The organism is Nocardia sp. NPDC004582, from assembly GCF_053602115.1.
Genome location: NZ_JBSGCY010000132.1, coordinates 1 through 18,150 on the forward strand (window position 1 = coordinate 1; position 18,150 = coordinate 18,150).

Below are 18,150 nucleotides of genomic sequence, written 5' to 3' on the forward strand. Positions count from 1 at the left end.
GCCATGTTCCCCATCTCGGCCAGCACCGACTTCCTCGGCGCGCCCGTCCCCGGTGCGGTCGAGTACGAGGGCCGGCATCGCCGCCGGAGACGGGAACCAGTGCGGCGACCTCTCCGACCAGCTCGCTCACCTGCGGGGAGTCGGGCGTGACCGACTGCGGGGAGACGGTGATCTTGGCCTTGCGCATGAGCGCGGCCATATCGCCGCGCTGATCGGGCAGCACCAGGGTGACGACATCGCCGTCATTGCCCGCCCGCGCGGTGCGGCCGGACCGGTGCAGGTAGGCCTTGTGCTCGGCGGGCGGATCGACGTGCACGACCAGTTCCACGCCGTCCACGTGCACGCCGCGCGCGGCCACGTCGGTGGCGACCAGGACCTTGGCCGCGCCGGAGGCGAAGGCCGCCAGATTGCGGTCGCGGGCGGGCTGGGTCAGATTGCCGTGCAGGTCCACGGCCGGGATGCCGGCGGTGGTGAGCTGGCGGGCCAGCTTGCGGGCCTGATGCTTGGTGCGGGTGAACAGGATTCGCCGCTCGGCGCCGGAGGCGAGGCGGTGCACGACGGCGCGCTTGGCGTCGTTGGTGGGCACCTCGAACACATGGTGGGTCATGGCGGCCACCGGCGAATTCGCTTCGTCGACTTCGTGTTTCACCGCGTTCGGCAGGAAGCGCTGAACCAGCTTGTTGACGCCGTTGTCCAGGGTGGCCGAGAACAGCAGGCGCTGGCCGTCGCTGGGGGTGGCGGCCAGGATCCGGGTGACGCCGGGCAGGAAGCCCAGGTCGGCCATGTGGTCGGCCTCGTCGATGATGGTGATCTCGACGTCGTCGAGGCTGATCAGGCCCTGCCGCATCAGGTCCTCGAGGCGGCCCGGGCAGGCGATGACGATGTCGACGCCCTTCTTCAGCGCCTGCACCTGCCGGTGCTGGGACACGCCACCGAAGATCGTGGTCACCGACATGCGGTACGCGGCGGCCAGCGGCTCGAGGGTGGCCGCGATCTGGGTCGCCAGTTCGCGGGTCGGCGCCAGGACCAGCCCGGCGGGGTGATTCGGCGCGACCGGCTGCGGGTCGCGGCCCAGCATGTCGACCATCGGAATGGAGAACGCCAGGGTCTTTCCACTGCCGGTCTTCCCGCGGCCGAGCACATCGCGCCCGGCCAGGGTGTCGGGCAGGGTGTCGGCCTGGATCGGGAACGGCTCGGTGATCCCGGCGCTGGTGAGGGCGCGAATCAGGGGCTCGTGCACGCCGAGCGCGGCGAAGGAGGTGGGGGCGGAAGTCATCGGTGCTGCAGTGCCTTTCGGGCATCGGGGGCGTGCCCGAGCCGTGCGGCGGACATCGGGTCCGCGCCGGGGGCACAAGGTGGCGAGATTGCCAGTGGGCAAAATCGATCGCCGTAAGGAAAGCTAAGCCGCGCAGTGGGGGCTGCTTGGGAGTTGTAGCGATCTACGACGCTGGTGTGACGGTTGGCACCGGCACAGCCATGATCAACAACGTGTTCGCTGGAAGTCTACCCGGCCTCGAAATCGGCCCGGTACGCGGGGAGCGCGGGCAGCGGGGGCAGGGGTCGGGCGTGCAGCCAGGCGTCCCAGAGCGGGCGCAGCGAGGTGTTGCTGTAATGCCCGGCCAGGTCGGTGAATTCGTCGGTGCTCACCGAGGCGTGCCGGTACCGCGTGGTCCAGGCGCGCAGCAGGTCGAAGAAGGCGGTGTCGCCCAGCTGCAGGCGCAGGGCGTGCAGGGTGAGCGCGCCGCGCTTGTAGACCCGGTCGTCGAACATGAACTCCGGGGTCGGGTCGGCGAGCAGCAGGTCCTGTGGCAGCCGCGCCAGATTGCGGTGCGCGGTGCGGGCCAGCTGATCGGCGGAGGGTCCGCCCGCGGCCTCGGACCAGATCCATTCCGCGTAACAGGCGAAGCCCTCGTGCAGCCAGATGTCGCGCCACCGCCGGATGGTCAGGCTGTTGCCGAACCACTGGTGGGCCAGCTCGTGCGCGACCAGGCGCTCCGAACCCCGTTGCCCGTCACAGTGATTCGCGCCGAATACCGAAATGCCCTGGGCCTCGATGGGGATCTCGAGGTCGTCATCGGTGACCACCACCGTGTACGCCTCGAACGGGTAGGGCCCGAACAGTTCGGTGAAGACCTCCATCATGCGCGGCTGGCGTGCGAAGTCGTGCTCGAAGGGCAGACGCAGCCGCGGCGGCAGCACTGCCTGCATGGGGACCGATCCGCGCGGGGCGTCGATGCGCTGTTTGCGGTAGTGGCCGATCTGGATGGTCGCCAGGTAGGTCGACATGGGTTCGGGCTGCTCGTAGACCCAGGTGGTCTGGCTGGCCTTGGTCTGCTTGCGCACCAGGGTGCCGTTGGCCTGCGCGTAGTAGGGGGAGTCGGTGGTGATCGAAATCCGGTAGCTGGCCTTGGAACTGGGGTGGTCGTCGCAGGGGAACCAGGAGGCCGCGCCATTGGGCTGGCTGGCCACCAGCGCGCCCTCGGTGAGCTCCTCCCAGCCGACCTCGCCCCACGGGCCGCGCACCGGTGTGGGCGGGCCCGCGTACTGCACGGTCAGCACCAGGGCGCCGCCCGCCGGGACGCGCTGGCGCGGGGTGATCACCAATTTGCCGCGCTGGTGGGCGTATTTGGCGGGTTTGGCGCCGTTCACCAGCACCTTGGACACCGACAGCGCCTGGGACAGGTCCAGCGCGAAGCGATCTCGCGCGCCGGTGGTCACCGCGGTGATGTCGGCGCGCCCGGACAGCCGGTTGCTCGAGACCTTGTAGACCAGTTCCAGGTCGTAGCGCGAGACCCGGTAGCCGCGATTTCCGTTCTGCGGCAGGTAATCGTCGATGGGTTCGTCGATCGGATCGACCATCAGCGGCTCCCGTCCGGCCAGGGTGCGATGGGGTTGCCCCACCAGCGGGTGGACGGCGGCACGCTGTCGCCGCGCATGACCAGCGAGGCGGGCCCGATGGTGGCGCCCGCGCCGATCACGCTGGCGGGCAGGGCGACACAGTGCGGGCCGAGGGTGGCGCCGGGTCCGAGGGTGACGGTGTCCATGGCCATGATGCGGTCGTGGAACAGATGGGTCTGCACCACGCAGCCGCGTTCCACGGTCGCGCCGTCACCGAGTGTCACCAGGTCAGCCTCCGGAAGCCAATAGGATTCGCACCATACCCCGCGGCCGATTGTCGCGCCGAGTCCACGCAACCAGACATTCAGGACAGGTGTTCCGGTCGCGGCGCGAGCGAACCACGGTGCGGCGACATGCTCGACGAAGGTGTCGGCCACCTCGTTGCGCCACACGAACGAGCTCCACAGCGGATGCTCCTCGGTGCCGATCCGGCCCACCAGCAGCCATTTCGCGATGATCGAGGACGCGCCGGCGACCGCGCCCGCACTCAGCAGCACCAGGCCGCTGAGCAGGGCGGTGGGCAGATGGCCGAGGGTCTGGGCCAGCCAGGCCAGGGCGAACAGCACGCCGAGCCCGATGGCGAAGGTCACCAGCACCGGGATCAACCGGCAGGTCTCCACCACCGCGCGCGCGATCCGCAGCCGCGCGGGCGGGTCGAAGGTGCGTGCGGTGTCGGCGATTTCGGCGGCGCGGCGCAAGCGGATGGGCGGGCTGCCCAGCCACGACGAGCCCGCCTTCGCCTTCGACGGCGCCGCCGACAGCACGGCGACCAGGCCGTTCTTGGGGACCCGGCGACCCGGCGCGGTCATACCGGAGTTGCCGAGGAAGGCGCGCTTGCCGACCTTGGCCTCACCGATGCGCAGCCAGCCGCCGCCCAATTCGTAACTGGCGACCATGGTGTCGTCGGCCAGGAACGCGCCGTCGGCGACCACGGTGAACTTCGGCAGCAGCAGCACGGTCGAGACCTCCACGCGCTTGCCGACCTTCGCGCCCAGCAGGCGCAGCCACACCGGGGTCAGCAGGCTGGCGTAGAGCGGGAACAGGAAGGTGCGCGCGGAATCCAGCAGCCGTTCGGTGGCCCACGCCTGCCAGCCCTGGCGGCTGCGCACCGGATGGTGGCCCTCGGTGAGCCCGATGGCCAGCAGTCGCACCGACACGATGGTGACCGTCGCGTACACGCCCAGTACCAGCAGCATGGCGACCGGCAGCATGGCGAACGCGCGCCCGAAACCCGCTGTCAGCGTCTGGGTGTCGCGAATCCACCAGGCGATCAGCAGACCGCCGGTGCCCAGCGACAGGATCGGCACCGAGGCCAGCAGCATGGAGGTGACGCCGAAGATGGCGACCCAGTGCGAGGCGCGGGCGGGGGTGGCGTCGGGCCAGCGGTGCTGGGCCCGGCCGACTTTCACCGCGGGCGAGCCCGCCCACTCCTGCTCGGCCTTGACCTTGCCCGCCACCGACGAGCCGGGCGCGATCTCGGCATTGCGGCCGATCCTGGTGCCGGGCAGCAGCATCGACCGCGCCCCGACCACCGCGCCGGGACCGATCTCGATCGGGCCGATGTGCACCACGTCGCCGTCGATCCAATACCCGGCCAGGTCGACCTCGGGTTCGACGCTGCAGCCGTCGCCGAGCCGCAGCATACCGGTGACGGGCGGCAGGGTGTGCAGGTCGACGCCCTTGCCGACGGTCGCGCCGAGCGCGCGGGCGAACGGCACCATCCACGGTGCGCCGGACAGGTTCTCCGCGCCGCTGGCCTCCGAGAGCCGCACGGCCGTCCAGAGGCGCAGGTGCACGAGCCCGCCGCGCGGATAGGTGCCCGCCGCGACCCCGCGCAGCAGCAGCCGGGACCCGGCGACGCACAGCGCCATCCGGCCGGGCGGGGAGATGAACAGCACGAACGCGGCCAGCGTCCACCACCACGACAGGTGCGGCAGCCACGGCAGCGAGCCCGACCACGCGGCGATATTGCCGACGGTGGCCAGCCAGGTCAGCCATTGCAGACCGGTGAGGGTGGTGAGCGGGATGGTGGCGAGCACCTGGAACAGCTGAGCGGGCAGCGGCACCGGGCGGACCACGCGTTCCTCGACGGTCGCGGTCGGGGCGAAGGCGTCCAGGAACGCGGCCAGCGCGCCCAGGCGCGGATGGTCGTAGAGGTCGGCCACCGCGACGCGCGGATGGCGTTCGCGCAGCGCCGCCACCAGCTGTGCCGCGGCCAGGGAGCCGCCGCCCAGATCGAAGAAGTCGGCGTCGGGATCGGTGACCTCGGCGCCCAGGATCGAATCCCAGAGGCCGGCGACCCAGCGCTGGGTCTCGGTCAGTCCGGCCTCGGGGGTGGCGGCGACGGTCTTGGGCAGCGGCCAGGGCAGGGCGTCGCGGTCGACCTTGCCGGAGGTGCGGGTGGGCAGTTCCCCGACCACGGCCAGGCGCGGCACCAGGGGAGCCGGAAGCTGTTCGGCCAGAATGGTTCTGGCGGCGGTCAGGTCGTAGCCGGCGTCGGGGCCGGTGAGGTAGCCGACCAGGATCTTGTTGCCCGCCTTGGTGGTCCGGATGGCGGCGGCCGCGCCGGTCACGCCCGGCAGGTGCTGCAGCGCGTTGTCGATCTCGCCGAGTTCGATGCGGCGGCCGCCGAGCTTGATCTGGTCGTCGGCGCGGCCCAGGAACACCAGGCCCTCGCGGTCGTTGCGGACCAGATCGCCGCTGCGGTAGGCGCGTTCCCAGCCCACCGATTCCAGCGGCGCGTACTTCTCGGCGTCCTTGGCCGGGTCGAGGTAGCGGGCCAGGCCGACGCCGCCGATCACCAGCTCGCCGGATTCGCCCTCGCCCACCGGATTTCCGGCGGCGTCGACGACCGTCAGGTCCCAGCCGTCGAGCGGGAGGCCGATGCGGATCGGGAAGCCGCCGTCCAGCAGCGCCGCGCACGCCACCACGGTGGCCTCGGTGGGGCCGTAGGTGTTCCACACCTCGCGCTCGGAATCCTGATTGCCCGCCAGGCGTTCGGCCAGCTCGGGCGGGACCGCCTCGCCGCCGAAGATGAGCAGCCGCACCGGTTCCAGGGCCTCGGCGGGCCAGGTGGCGGCCAGGGTGGGCACGGTCGAGACGATGCTGATCTCGCGGCGCACCAGCCACGGACCCAGGTCCGCGCCGGTGCGCACCAGCGCGCGCGGGGCCGGGACCAGGCAGGCGCCGTGCCGCCAGGCCAGCCACATCTCCTCGCAGGAGGCGTCGAAGGCGACCGACAGTCCGGCCAGCACCCGGTCGCCGGGGCCGATGGGTTCGCGCTGGAGGAACAGGTTCGCTTCGGCGTCGACGAACGCGGCGGCGTTGCGATGGGTCACCGCAACGCCTTTGGGGGTGCCCGTGGAGCCGGAGGTGAAGATGATCCAGGCGTCGTCGGCCGGGGCGGGAGCGGCCGGCCGGGTCGTGCCGGCGCCGGATTCCCTTGGGACGCCGGTGGTCTCGATGCCCGCGGCGGTCACGATGGCCGACACCTGAGCCTCGCCGAACACCAGCCGGGCGCGCTCGTCGGGATCGTCGGCGTCGACCGGGACATAGGCCGCGCCCGCGTGCAGGACGGCCAGGATGGTGATGTAGAGCCCGCGCGTGCCCGACGGCATCCGGACCCCGACCCGGTCCCCGGCGCGCACGCCCGCGGCGGCCAGCCGATCCACCTCGACCGCGATCTCCGCGAGCAGTTCCGCGTAGCCCAGTTCCACCTCGCCGTCGTCGATGGCGGGTGCGTCGGGGTGCGCCGCGGCGGTCGCGGCGAGAATGTCGACCAGGGTGCGGGCTGCCGGCGCGAGGGCGGCCCGCAGCATCGGGTTCGCGTCTGTCTCGATATCGGCCTGCGGTCGCGGCATTACGTGCTGCCCACCTCTCATGGAACCATCCGGCGCTTGTGCGTTGGTTGTTTCATAGGAGAGTTACCGACAGGCAAACTGTGGGGCGGCCATTGGCCCACGGTACCGGTAAGTCCTGGTTGTCCCGTGTGCGACCGGCGGTTATGCCGGGAATCGGGCGAAGAATCGCCAGATCACGTCGGCGGCGTCGAATTGGTGAGTGACCTTGCCGACAATGGCCTCGGGCAGGTATTGCGGCCCGCCCGGCCAGGTGTGACCGCCGCCGGTGACCGCATAGAGACGCACCGCGGATCCGTTCGCGCAGTCGGCGGACCCCACCGTGACCGAGGTCCCGTCGTCGGTGCGCGGCGCGAGCTGTGTGGTGGTCACCGCGGAGCAGGCGTCGCGCTCGCGCCACCACCGCTGGGTCGCGTCGACCGACAGCACGGGGCTGGTGCCCGCGCCGTGCCGCCCCGACGTGACCCGGACGACCCCGCCGTCATAGGGGACGATCGGGTCGGCGGTGCCGTGGATCTCGAGCACCGGCAGGGGATGGGCGGGGGTGCAGTCGGATTCGTCCGCCTGCGGGAGCGGCCCCGCCACCGGAGCGATGGCGGCCAGCTTCCCCGGCAGCCGGCAGCCGAGATGTTCGGTGAACATGCCGCCGTTCGACATTCCGGTGGCATAGACCCGCGACGGGTCCACGCCGTCGCCGCCGACCAGCCGGTCGATCACCGCCGCCACGAAACCCACGTCGTCGACGCCGGCCGCACCAGCCTTGGTGTCCGCGCCACGACCGTCGTTCCAGGACTTCTCGTAGCCGTCGGCGTAGACGGCGATGAAGCCCTCGGTGTCGGAGAGCTCGTCGAAGCCGGAGGTCTCCGCCAGATTCCGGGCGGTCCCGCCACCGCCGTGGAAGGCGAGGACCGCGGGCAGCAGGCCCTGCGGGCGCTTCGCGGGATAGTGGACGAGGTATTGCCGTGGCAGACCGCCGAATTCGAGGGTGACCGTGGTGTCGGCCGCCGCGTGAGCCCGCGGGTACGTGCAGCCGGCGGTCAGGAACACCGTGGCGAGCAGGACCGCGGCGGCGATTCTCGGTGCGTACACGCCGTCGATGGTAGAGACGCGGCCTGAAGCTGAGCTGAAGCTTCGGGTCAGCTGTGAACGCGCAGGGCGGCCAGCGCGGCGGCGGCGACTTCGGCTGGCGGACGATCGATTTCGATGGTCACGATCCGCTCGTCCGGGGCGGGTGGCTCCAGGGTCTCGAGCTGTGAGTTCAGTAGTGCCGGCGGCAGGAAGTGGCCCGTGCGCGCGAGCAGGCGGGCGCGTAGGAGTTCCCGGGATCCGGTGAGGTGCACGAAGGTGAGGACCGCGTCCGGGTGCCCGGCGCGCAGGATGTCCCGATAGGAGCGTTTCAGGGCCGAACAGGCGACCACTCCCGAACGGCCCGCGGCGAACTCCGCGGATATCCACGCCGCGACCGCCGCCAGCCACGGCCCCCGATCGGCATCGGTGAGCGGGCGCCCGGCGGCCATCTTGGCGCGATTGGCGGGCGGGTGCAGGTCGTCGCCCTCGAGCAGATCCCAGTCCAGCGTGCGCGCCAGCATGCTCGCGACAGTGGACTTGCCCGATCCCGCCACGCCCATCACCACCGCGATGTGCGGTCGAGCGGCGGCGGTCAACGGGCCTCCCGGATCGGTGCGGTGCTGGTCGCACCGACCATAGCCAGCGGAAATCACTTCGCACCGGCGGCCCGCCGCATCCGATCCGAACCGTTCCTTCCGCCGCCCACCGGTCCCGGTATTGTCTGCGGTGCAGGTGAATCGGGAGGATTGTTTGGCTGAGCAGCTCCGGCCGGGAGTGACCTTCGCCGGGTATCGGGTCGAGCGGCTGCTCGGCGTCGGCGGAATGGGCGAGGTGTACCTGGCCCACGACCGGGACCTGCCCCGATTCGTCGCGCTCAAGCTGCTCAATGTGGTGGCGGGGGACAGCGCCGAGACTCGGCAGCGATTCCTGCGCGAGGCCAATATCATTGCCCGGCTCGCGCATCCGAACATCGTCACCATCTACGCGCGTGGCGAGGAACAAGGGCGGCTGTGGCTGGCCATGGCCTATGTCGACGGCTCGGACCTGGAAGCCGAACTGCTCGCCGGGCCGCTCGAACCGCGCCGCGTCGCCGCCATCACCGCCGACGTGGCGCGCGCCCTCGACTACGCCCACGACGCGGGTGTGCTGCACCGCGACGTCAAACCCGCCAATATCCTGCTCACCGCCCAACCACGAGAGTGGGCGCTGCTCACCGACTTCGGCATCGCCGAGTCCAACCACGAGGTGCGCGGCATCACCGGGCGCGGCGAGGTGGTCGCGAGCTTCCAGTACACCGCGCCCGAACGCTTCCACGACGAGGCCCGCGTCGACCGCCGCGCGGACGTGTACTCGCTGGGCTGCACGCTGTTCGAAATGCTCACCGGCACACCCCCGTACGCCGACACCGACCTACCCCGGCTGATCTACCGGCACGTGAAGGCCCCCGTACCCTCGCCGCACGCGATCAATCCGGCCCTGCCCGCCGCACTGGACCCGATCCTGGCGCGGGCCATGGCGAAGAATCCGCGCCACCGCTACGCCACCTGCGCCGAACTGTCCGCGGCGGTGAACGGTGTGCTCACCGAATCGCGGTCGGCGCCGGACGTTCCGCCGCCCAAGGCGAAGAACCCGCGCGACAAGAACCGGCACGCCGCGGTCCCGGCGTCGGAGCCCTGGGCGCGGTCCCGCACCCTGCTGGTGGTGCTCGCGGTCGTCGTGGCGGTGGGCGCCACGGCCGCCGCGGTCGGTTTGCTCTCGGCACTGATGGAACCGAGTTCGAAGGATTCGGCCGCGCCCACGACCGGCCCGCGCACCTCGGCCCCGGCTCGCACGAGTACGGCTCCGGCGGCCCCATCGGTGAACCCGTCCGCCGCCGCGGCCGCCGACGGCTGCCAGACCCGCCGCACCCCCGACAGTGTCACCGGCACCGATCCGGGTGGCATCGCCAGTGGCCCCGACGCGATCCTGGCGTTCCAGTACGCCTACTACGTGCTCCGCTCCGGCTCGGTGGCAAGCCAATTCGTCGCGGGCGACGCCTCCAATGTGGCCAACCCGGCGACCATTCAGACCGGCATCGATTCGCTGCCGGTGGGCACCCGGTACTGCGTGCAGGTCGGTCGCATCACCCCCGGCGACGACGAGCACTGGGCGGTCAAGGTCATGCAGCAGCGGCCCGGGGAATTGCCGGACGCGTTCACCCAGACGGTCACCACCCGCACGGTGAGCGGCCGCACCCTGATCACCTCGATCGTCGAGGAGTAGCGGCCCGGCCGAGGAGTCCCGGCGGCCGTTGGTGTTTCACAAAATCGGTAGGTGTGCTGGGGGACTGCTAGTCTGCGATGTGGTGGCCCGATCGGGATGGCTCGGTGGGGCGCGGTGAAAGTTGTTCGTCGATAGGGAGTTTCGGTCGTGGACACGACAGGGTCGCGAGGCGGGTTCGCGGGGGCGCAGGGATGTCCGGTTCGCGGTGGAGTGGGTGTCGCGCCCGAGGAGCTCAGGATCTTGCTGGGCACACCGGAATTCGCGGCCGACCCGCATGCCGCCTACCGTGACATGCGGCGACGCCACGGCTCCATGGTGCCGATCGAACTGTCCCCGGGGATCCCGGCCACCCTGGTCGTGAACTACCGGACGGCACTGCGAATCCTCAACGATCCCGAGCACTTTCCCGCCGACCCGCGCGTCTGGCAGGAGACCATCCCCGAGGACTCGCCGATCCGGCCCATGATGCAGTGGTACCCGAACGCGCTGCGCAACGCCGGCGCCGAGCACCTGCGCTACCGGCAGGCCTACACCGCCGCCATCGACGGAATCGACCTGCACGCGGTGCATGCCACCGTCGAGGAGATCGCGGGCCCGCTGATCGCGGGGATCGCCGCCGAGGGCGGCACCGACCTGGTGTCGAGTTACGCCCTGCCGCTGGTGTTCGAGGTGCTCAACCAGGTGGTGGGCTGCTCGGCCGATATCGGGCAGCGGGTGGCCACCGGCATGGCCGCGCTGTTCGACACCGTCAATGCCGCGTGGGGCATGCAGACCCTGGCCGAAGCGCTCATGGAGCTGATCGCGCTGCGCCGCGCCGAGCCCGGCGACGACGTCACCTCCCGCATGGCGCACCACCCGGCCGCGCTCAATGACGAGGAGATGCTGTACCAGCTGGTCAGCTTCTACGGCGCGGGCCTCGAGCCGATGCAGAACCTGATCGCCAACACGTTGCTGCTCATGCTCACCGACGACCGCTTCGGCGGAGACATGCTCGGCGGCAGCCTCTCCACCCGCGACGCCCTCGACGAGGTGCTCTTCAACGACCCGCCGATGGCCAACTTCTCGATCAGCTACCCGCGTCAGCCGGTGCTCATCGACACCACCTGGCTGCCCGCCCACCAGCCGGTGCTGATCAGCCTCGCGGCCTGCAACAACGATCCCGAGATCGCGGGCGGCGACCGCACCGGCAACCGCTCGCACCTGGCCTGGGGCGCGGGCCCGCACGCCTGCCCCGCCCGCTCGGTGGCGTATCTGGTCGCGCAGACCGCGATCGACGAGCTGCTCGACGCGCTGCCCGACATCGCGCTGGCCGTCGGCAAAGACGAGATCTCCTGGCGTCCCGGCCCGTTCCACCGCGCCATGGTGGCACTGCCGGTCGAATTCCCGATCAGTCCCGCGCTGCGCGCGGTGTAGAAGGAGCTTCACATGTCCCAGAGCCCGATCGTGCTGGATGTCACCGGCACCGATATCCAGGGCGAATCCGCCCGGATTCGCGCGCGTGGCCCCGTCGCGCTGGTCGAGCTGCCCGGCGGCGTCCAGGCGTGGTCGGTGACCGACCAGGAAGTGCTCAAGAGCCTGCTCACCGACGAGCGCGTCTCCAAGGACCCGCGCCAGCACTGGGCGGCGTTCCGCAACGGCGAGATCACCGAGACCTGGCCGCTGCTGCCCTGGATCGTGGCGGAGAACATGTTCACCGCCTACGGCGCCGACCACCGCCGCCTGCGCAAGCTGGTCTCCCCGGCCTTCACCCATCGCCGCACCACGGCCATGCGCGAGCGTATCGAGGCCATCGTCACCGAACTGCTCGACGAACTGGCCGAGCTCCCGGCCGGTTCGACCGCGGACCTGCGCTCGCTCTACGCCTACCCGGTCCCGATCCGCGTGATCAGCGGGCTCTTGGGGGTGCCCGAGCATCTCGACGCCGCCATCCACAAGTGCGTCGACGGCTTCTTCGACGGGTCGCTGACCGCCGAGGAGGCCATGGCCAACTTCCTGGAGATGTACGAGAAGGTCGGCGAACTGGTCGCCTACCGCCGCGAGCACCCGGGCGACGACATCACCACCGCCATGATCGCCTCCCGCGACGAGGACGGCTCGCAGCTGGCCGACAAGGAACTCGTCGAAACGCTGATGCTGGTCATCAACGCCGGCCACGAGACCACGGTCAACCTGCTCGGTCAGGCCATCGTCGCGCTGCTGTCGCATCCGGAGCAGCTGGCCGCCGTGGTGGGCGAGCAGGCGTCCTGGAACGACGTCATCGAGGAGACCCTGCGCTACCAGGCGCCGGTCGCCCACCTGCCGCTGCGCTACGCGGTGGAGGACATCGAGGTCGGCGGCGTCGTGATCGGCAAGGGCCAGGCCATCCTCGCCTCCTACGCCGGGGCCAGCCGCGACCCGAAGATCCATGGCGAGACCACCGACCGGTTCGACATCCACCGCGACACCAAGGACCAGCACGTCGCCTTCGGCCACGGCGCGCACCACTGCCTGGGCGCGCCGCTGGCCCGCCTGGAAGCGGCGATCGCGCTGCCCGCGCTCTTCGCGCGTTTCCCCGACCTCCGGCTGGCCACGCCCGCAACGGAATTGACCCCGATCGGCAGCTTCATCTCCAATGGCCACATCAGCTTGCCGGTGGTGCTGAACCCAGGCGCGTAGCCGCCGCGGTCCGTCCTGCTCCCACCGCATCGCCCGGTCTCGTGACTCGCCGGGCGGTGCGGTGTTCCCGTCTCCGGGGGGCCGTGGCTGGAACATGAAGACGCACAGCCATACTGGTCGTGCGTCTTTCCGAGAGTGTTCAGCGATTCAAGTCCCTCACACAGGAGGCTCGAATATTCATGGTCACCATCCGGAATCGGTACCGCTCCGCCCTGTCCGCCACCGCGCTCGCCGTGCTGGGCGCCGGTCTGGTCGTCACCGCCGCGCCCGCCCTGGCCGACAATTCCATCGACGTCACCACGGCCGTCGCCACCTCGGTCGGGATCGACTACACCTGCGACGCGACCGCGGGCGTCACCAGCATCCAGGCCATGGTCGGCGACCCCAATGCCGATCGCCCCGCCGCCACCGGCGCGCAGACGCAGTTCACCTGTGACGGTTCGCCGCACCGGGCCATGGTGGTGCTCAAGCCGGCCGCCGGGGAGTCACTCCTGACCGCGGGAGCCGCGGTACAGGTCCGGGCCGCACTGGTCGACCAGAGCGAGAACGTCGTCTCCGGGACCGCCAAGCTGCTCACCCTGCGCTGACCCTTCCGCACACCCGCCGGCAGGTTATCGGTGCGCAAGCTGTTCGCTGCGCGCAACGATCCGGCAACCTGCCGTTCGGTGGCGTGTGCCAGACTGTCCGCCGCGTGCCCGATGCGCAGTTGGTCGGGCCGTGGGCGGTCATGGCCGCCGGAGAACACCCCCGCCCGGATTCTGCCCCGGCGCGGCACGCGAGAACCAGGAAAACCCCGGACGTGCGATTACGCTCGATCATGTGCAGTGCGGCGGTCCTGGCGGCGGCGGGCCTGCTCACGCTGACCTCGGCGCCCTTCGATCTCGCGGCCAATGCCGAACCCGATGTGCTGCCCTTCTCGACCGGCTCCGGCGGGGCGGGCGCGCCCGACGGATCGGCGATCGTGGCAACCCGCGTGATTGATGATCGGCACCTGCAGTTCACCGTGCATTCGGCCGCCATGAACATGGACTTCCCGGTCGACGTGCAACGCCCGGCCGACACGTCGGCGCCGCGGCCGGTGCTGTACATGCTCAGCGGCGGCAGCGGCGGCAAGGGCGCGGCCTCCTGGGATCAGCGCACCAACGCCTTCGACTTCCTGGCCGACAAGAATGTCAATGTCGTGCAGCCGATCGGCGGCGCGGCGTCCTACTACACCGATTGGCGGCATCCGGACCCGCGGCTGGGCGTCATGAAATGGACGACCTACCTCACCGAGGAACTGCCCCCGCTCATCGATGCCGCGCTCGGCGCGAACGGCCGGAACGGGCTGGTGGGCGTGTCCATGTCCGGCACCTCGGTGCTGCAACTGCCGATCGTCAAGCCCGGGCTGTACCGCTCGGTGGCCGCCTACAGCGGGTGCGCGCGGATCGCCGATCCGGTGGGGGAGGCGTTCGTGCGGATCACGGTGGCCTTCGGCGGCGGCGACGCCATCAATATGTACGGGCCGTCGGGGGACCCGCAGTGGGCGGCCAACGATCCCTACCTGCACGCCGAGGGGCTGCGCGGCCTGGACCTGTACCTGTCCAGCGGCAACGGCATGCCCGGACCCCACGACAAGGCTCTCGACAAGCACTTCGCCGGGGCCGGGGACAATCTCGCGAACCAGATCCTGGTGGGCGGCATCCTCGAGGCGGCCACCGATCAGTGCACCCGCGCGATGGGCGACCGGCTCGAGCAGCTCGGCATCCCCGCCACCGTGAAACTGCACCCGTACGGCACCCACTCCTGGGGCTACTGGGACGACGAGCTGCCCGCGTCCTGGCCGGTGCTGGCGCACGGCCTCGGCCTGTAGCCGCTCGACCCTCTCGGTAGGTACTCAATCCTGTTCGGGCGGTAGGTTTTCCAGTGCCCAGCGCGCCCATTCGGCCTTCAGCGCGGTGGCGCGCGCCCCGTACTCCAGGGCCAGGTGGCCGTAGCGGGACAGGTCGCGTTCGTTCCAGTCGATGCCCTGTTCGAGTTCGCGCAGATTCGCGTGCTCGCGTTCGGCCCGCTCGGCGATATCGGTCAGATACGCGCGCGCCAACGCGGGCGGGATGACGCCGAGGAAGAAGACCCGCAACAGCGTCTCGTCGCGGTGCACTTCCTTGGGCGTCGTGGTGGTGAGCCAGGTGCGCAGATCCGCGAGCCCCGCGGCGGTGATGGTGTACTCCTTGCGCCCGCGCGGGCCCTCGTCGGTGACGGCGATGAGTTCGGCGTCGGCGAGTTTGGTGAGTTCGGTGTACATCTGGCTCTGCGTCGCGGGCCAGACATTGGCCAGCGACAGCTTGAAGGTGCGCAGCAGGTCGTAGCCGCTGGCGGGACCGTCGGACAGCAATCCGAGCAGGGCGTACCGGAGACTCATGGGCCCAGCCTACATTCCACTATTGACATGTCGGAATAGGAGGCTCAATCTTGGACATGTCAGAACTGGAATGTCGCAGCCGTGAGCACCCCGCTGCTCGGGCAGACAGGTATCGATCATGACCACTCCGCCCCATCTCTCCGGCAACTACGCGCCCGTCCCCGACGAGCTCACCACCTACGAATTGCCCAGCACCGGAACGATTCCCGAGGAACTCAACGGCTGGTACGTGCGCAATGGGCCCAACCCGCACGACGCCGCCTCCCCACACTGGTTCTTCGGCGACGGCATGGTGCACGGCGTGCGGCTCGAAGGCGGACGCGCTGTGTCCTACCGCAATCGGTGGGTGCGGACCACCCAGTTCACCGACGGTGCGCAGGGCATCGACGCGCAGGGCAACCGCGACTACACCGCGGGCGCGGCGAACACCCACATCGTCCGGCACGCCGGCCGCAGCTTCGCCCTCGTCGAATCCTCGTTCCCCTACGAACTGACCAGCGAGCTGGACACCGTGGGCCCCTACGACTTCGACGGCAAGCTCACCACCGCCATGACCGCGCACCCCAAGACCTGCCCGGTCACCGGGGAGCTGCACTTCTTCGGCTACGACTTCACCGAGCCGTACCTGACCTACCACCGCGCCGACGCCGCGGGCACTCTCGAATTCAGCCGCGCCATCGACGTCCCGGCCGCGACCATGCACCACGACTTCGCCCTCACCGCGAATCACGTGCTGTTCCTGGATCTGCCCGTGGTGTTCGACATGCCGACCGCCATATCCGGCGGGGCCATGCCGTTCCGGTGGAGCGACGACTATCGGCCGCGGATCGGCGTGCTGCGCCGCGACGACCCGCACGGCCCGGTGCGCTGGTTCGACATCGAACCCTGCTACGTCTTCCACACCCTCAACGCCCACGACGACGCGGGCCGGATCGTGCTGTACGCCATGCGGTATCCGAGCATGTGGCGCGATACCTCACAGGGCTTCGACACCGGCGCGAACCTGTGGCGCTGGACGCTCGACCTCACCACCGGGGGCGTCCGCGAGGAACGGATCGACGACCGGATCGCGGAGTTCCCGCGCATCGACGATCGTTTGGCGGGCCTGGACGCGCGGTTCGGCCACGCGTCGGTGTCCGACGGCGACCGTGGCGCGCTGCTGCGCTACGACCTGCACACCGGGTCGAGCAGCGTGCACGACTTCGGGCCGGGACGTCTGCCCGCCGAAGCCGCGTTCGCGGCGGCCGACGAAACTCCCGGCGGTGCGGGCTATCTCATGACCTACGTCTACGACGCCGCCGAAAACCGCAGCGACCTGGTCATTCTCGATGCGGAGGACCTCGGCGGCGAGCCGATCGGCACCATCCACCTACCGCGCCGGGTGCCGCACGGTTTCCACGGGAACTGGCTGCCCGACCTCTGATTCCGCGGCCGGACAGCCGTTCTCCGTCGTCAGTGCGCGCGGGGGAGCGTCACCGCGAGGGCGTCGATGGTGAAGCCGCTCGTGGTGACGCGCACCGCCGTATCGGTGAAACGGCGCGCGCCCAAGGCGGTCCGCACGAACTCGCGGACCGCCTCGGGCTGCTCGGCCAGCGTGGCCAGGGTGTCCGCGGGGACCTCGATGCTGCCGTCGAAACCTCGTGGCTGCTCGGTGATTCCGGCGGCCTGCACGGTCTGGCGGAGTCCGTCGACGGTGTGCAGGATCAGATCCAGCCGGCCGCCGTCGGCGAACTCCAGGCACAGGGGCGTGGGGGAGACCGCGAGATCGAAGTTCTCGATCCGCGCCGCCACACCCGACGGGGTCCTGCCCGCGTAGGAGTACGGGGACACGGGCACGCTGTCGTCGACCGAATGGTCCACGGGCGTGTTGTCCAGGATCGCGCCCGCCAGCGGCCGGTCGGTGGGGACGAAGTCCCACCGCTCGGCGGTCAGCGTCTTCACCCAGTACCCGGTGTGCCCGTCGGCGACGCCCTCCACGCGCAGTTCGCGTGCGGCCGAGCCGATTCCGGTCTTGTGCACCGAGACCCGGTCGGTGATCCGCCCGGGGATCTTGGGCTGCGCGGTCCAGTCCGGTGCGGGCAGCTGGATCGCGGCGTAGTGGCCGTCGATGCGCTCGGAGAGCATGTCGGGCGCTTCGGGGCGGCCGCGCTGATCGTCGTAGGAGTAGCGGAAGAAGACCTGGTCCGCGCCGGAGATGTCGAAGTCGTACAGGCGCGTGTACAGGTCGCCGAACCGGTTCACGACCAGGGTGGTCGAGCCGCTGGTGGAGATCCCCACCGCCCGGAAACGGCCGCCGGCCGGGGTGGACATCTCGTAGCTGTGGTCCAGGGGCAGCCAGGGATCCACGTAGTGGATGCGATGGCCGTCGTCGGTGAGCGCGTACACGTGCGACACCTTCGCCCCGCCCACCGAGTGGTCGTTGCCCGCGCTATCGCGCCAGACGTGGTCCTCGTTGGGCGAGAGCACCGACCAGGTCCACGCCGTCGTGCCCGGCGGCAGGGTGTTGCCCGGACCGGTCCACAGCGGGGAGCCGTAGCGGCTGGACCAGTTCCAGTCCTTGGGCGCGCTGAGAATCCGGTCCATGGTGAAGAAGCGGCCGTCGACGTCGATGGCCATCAGCTCGTCGTCGTCGGCGGAGACCCCCGCGACGCGGCCCGCCAGGCAGCCCGGCAGCGGCAGGGTACGCCAACCGCCCTGCGCGGCGGTCGGTTTGACGTAGATCGCCCCGTCGCGGGTGGCGAAGGACCAGCGGCGGTTGAAGGTTTCCGCGGTGCCGCGCAGCGGGACCCGGTCCGGCAGGGCGACGGTGGCGGCGGGGAAGGCGTCCAGGCCCGCGGTGGTCTCGTCCGCGCCCGGCTCCGGGGTGCCGACGGTGCCGATCAGATCGCAGGCGGGGGCCGCGGTGGCGGCCTGCTGGGGAGGTCACCATCGGGTTGGGGACCGATACGGCGGGATCGATCCGGGTGCCTGCGGCGTATCAGGGGCTGTGGGGGATGCGGACCTCTCGCG

Annotated in this window: 13 protein-coding genes and 1 pseudogene; 7 read left to right on the top strand and 7 right to left on the bottom strand. The window is 70.5% G+C overall.

Annotation, left to right across the window (positions count from 1 at the left end; all coding sequences use genetic code 11):
* From ACWELJ_RS27440 to ACWELJ_RS27460, 5 genes are all read right to left on the bottom strand, one after another.
* Positions 1-1,276, bottom strand: a 1,276-nt coding sequence (locus ACWELJ_RS27440) for a DEAD/DEAH box helicase (RefSeq protein WP_452369016.1), incomplete at its 3' end; no start/stop codon positions are given.
* 227 nt (positions 1,277-1,503) lie between these two features.
* A complete protein-coding gene (locus ACWELJ_RS27445; RefSeq protein WP_452369017.1) occupies positions 1,504-2,859 on the bottom strand; it encodes a M1 family metallopeptidase in 1,356 nt (451 codons plus the stop codon).
* Positions 2,859-6,758 (bottom strand): Pls/PosA family non-ribosomal peptide synthetase, encoded by a 3,900-nt coding sequence (locus ACWELJ_RS27450; protein WP_452369018.1) that lies wholly within the window; start codon positions 6,756-6,758, stop codon positions 2,859-2,861. Before ACWELJ_RS27450 ends, ACWELJ_RS27445 begins: the two co-directional genes overlap by 1 nt.
* A 141-nt stretch (positions 6,759-6,899) precedes the next feature.
* Positions 6,900-7,844 carry an extracellular catalytic domain type 1 short-chain-length polyhydroxyalkanoate depolymerase gene (locus tag ACWELJ_RS27455; protein ID WP_452369019.1) on the bottom strand — a complete coding sequence of 315 codons (945 nt, stop codon included), beginning with the start codon at positions 7,842-7,844 and terminating at the stop codon, positions 6,900-6,902.
* A gap of 47 nt (positions 7,845-7,891) precedes the next feature.
* Positions 7,892-8,383 carry a gluconokinase gene (locus ACWELJ_RS27460; RefSeq protein ID WP_452369028.1) on the bottom strand — a complete coding sequence of 164 codons (492 nt, stop codon included), beginning with the start codon at positions 8,381-8,383 and terminating at the stop codon, positions 7,892-7,894.
* A 190-nt stretch (positions 8,384-8,573) separates the two neighbouring features.
* On the opposite strand from ACWELJ_RS27460, the gene ACWELJ_RS27465 reads away from it, so the two are divergent.
* From ACWELJ_RS27465 to ACWELJ_RS27485, 5 genes are all read left to right on the top strand, one after another.
* Positions 8,574-10,085: a protein kinase domain-containing protein gene (locus ACWELJ_RS27465; protein WP_452369020.1), complete on the top strand. Its 1,512-nt coding sequence runs from the start codon at positions 8,574-8,576 to the stop codon at positions 10,083-10,085.
* A 240-nt stretch (positions 10,086-10,325) separates the two neighbouring features.
* Positions 10,326-11,498, top strand: a complete 1,173-nt coding sequence (locus ACWELJ_RS27470; protein ID WP_452369021.1) for a cytochrome P450 — start codon at positions 10,326-10,328, stop codon at positions 11,496-11,498.
* A 12-nt stretch (positions 11,499-11,510) separates the two neighbouring features.
* A complete protein-coding gene (locus ACWELJ_RS27475) occupies positions 11,511-12,740 on the top strand; it encodes a cytochrome P450 family protein (protein WP_452369022.1) in 1,230 nt (409 codons plus the stop codon).
* Between the two features lie 179 nt (positions 12,741-12,919).
* Positions 12,920-13,327, top strand: coding sequence for a hypothetical protein (locus ACWELJ_RS27480; RefSeq protein ID WP_452369023.1), 408 nt, complete (start codon positions 12,920-12,922; stop codon positions 13,325-13,327).
* Between the two features lie 230 nt (positions 13,328-13,557).
* Positions 13,558-14,592 carry an alpha/beta hydrolase gene (locus tag ACWELJ_RS27485; protein WP_452369024.1) on the top strand — a complete coding sequence of 345 codons (1,035 nt, stop codon included), beginning with the start codon at positions 13,558-13,560 and terminating at the stop codon, positions 14,590-14,592.
* Positions 14,593-14,616: 24 nt separating this feature from the next.
* Here ACWELJ_RS27485 and ACWELJ_RS27490 read toward each other — a convergent pair whose 3' ends face one another.
* Positions 14,617-15,141, bottom strand: coding sequence for a PadR family transcriptional regulator (locus tag ACWELJ_RS27490; RefSeq protein WP_452369025.1), 525 nt, complete (start codon positions 15,139-15,141; stop codon positions 14,617-14,619).
* A gap of 118 nt (positions 15,142-15,259) precedes the next feature.
* Here ACWELJ_RS27490 and ACWELJ_RS27495 point away from each other — a divergent pair, with 118 nt between their 5' ends.
* A complete protein-coding gene (locus ACWELJ_RS27495) occupies positions 15,260-16,564 on the top strand; it encodes a carotenoid oxygenase family protein (RefSeq protein WP_452369026.1) in 1,305 nt (434 codons plus the stop codon).
* Between the two features lie 29 nt (positions 16,565-16,593).
* On the opposite strand, the gene ACWELJ_RS27500 is transcribed toward ACWELJ_RS27495, so the two are convergent.
* Positions 16,594-17,757: a hypothetical protein gene (locus ACWELJ_RS27500; RefSeq protein WP_452369027.1), complete on the bottom strand. Its 1,164-nt coding sequence runs from the start codon at positions 17,755-17,757 to the stop codon at positions 16,594-16,596.
* A gap of 308 nt (positions 17,758-18,065) precedes the next feature.
* Between ACWELJ_RS27500 and ACWELJ_RS27505 the strand changes: the two are divergent.
* A pseudogene (locus ACWELJ_RS27505) lies at positions 18,066-18,150 on the top strand (amidase family protein); the annotation flags it as partial.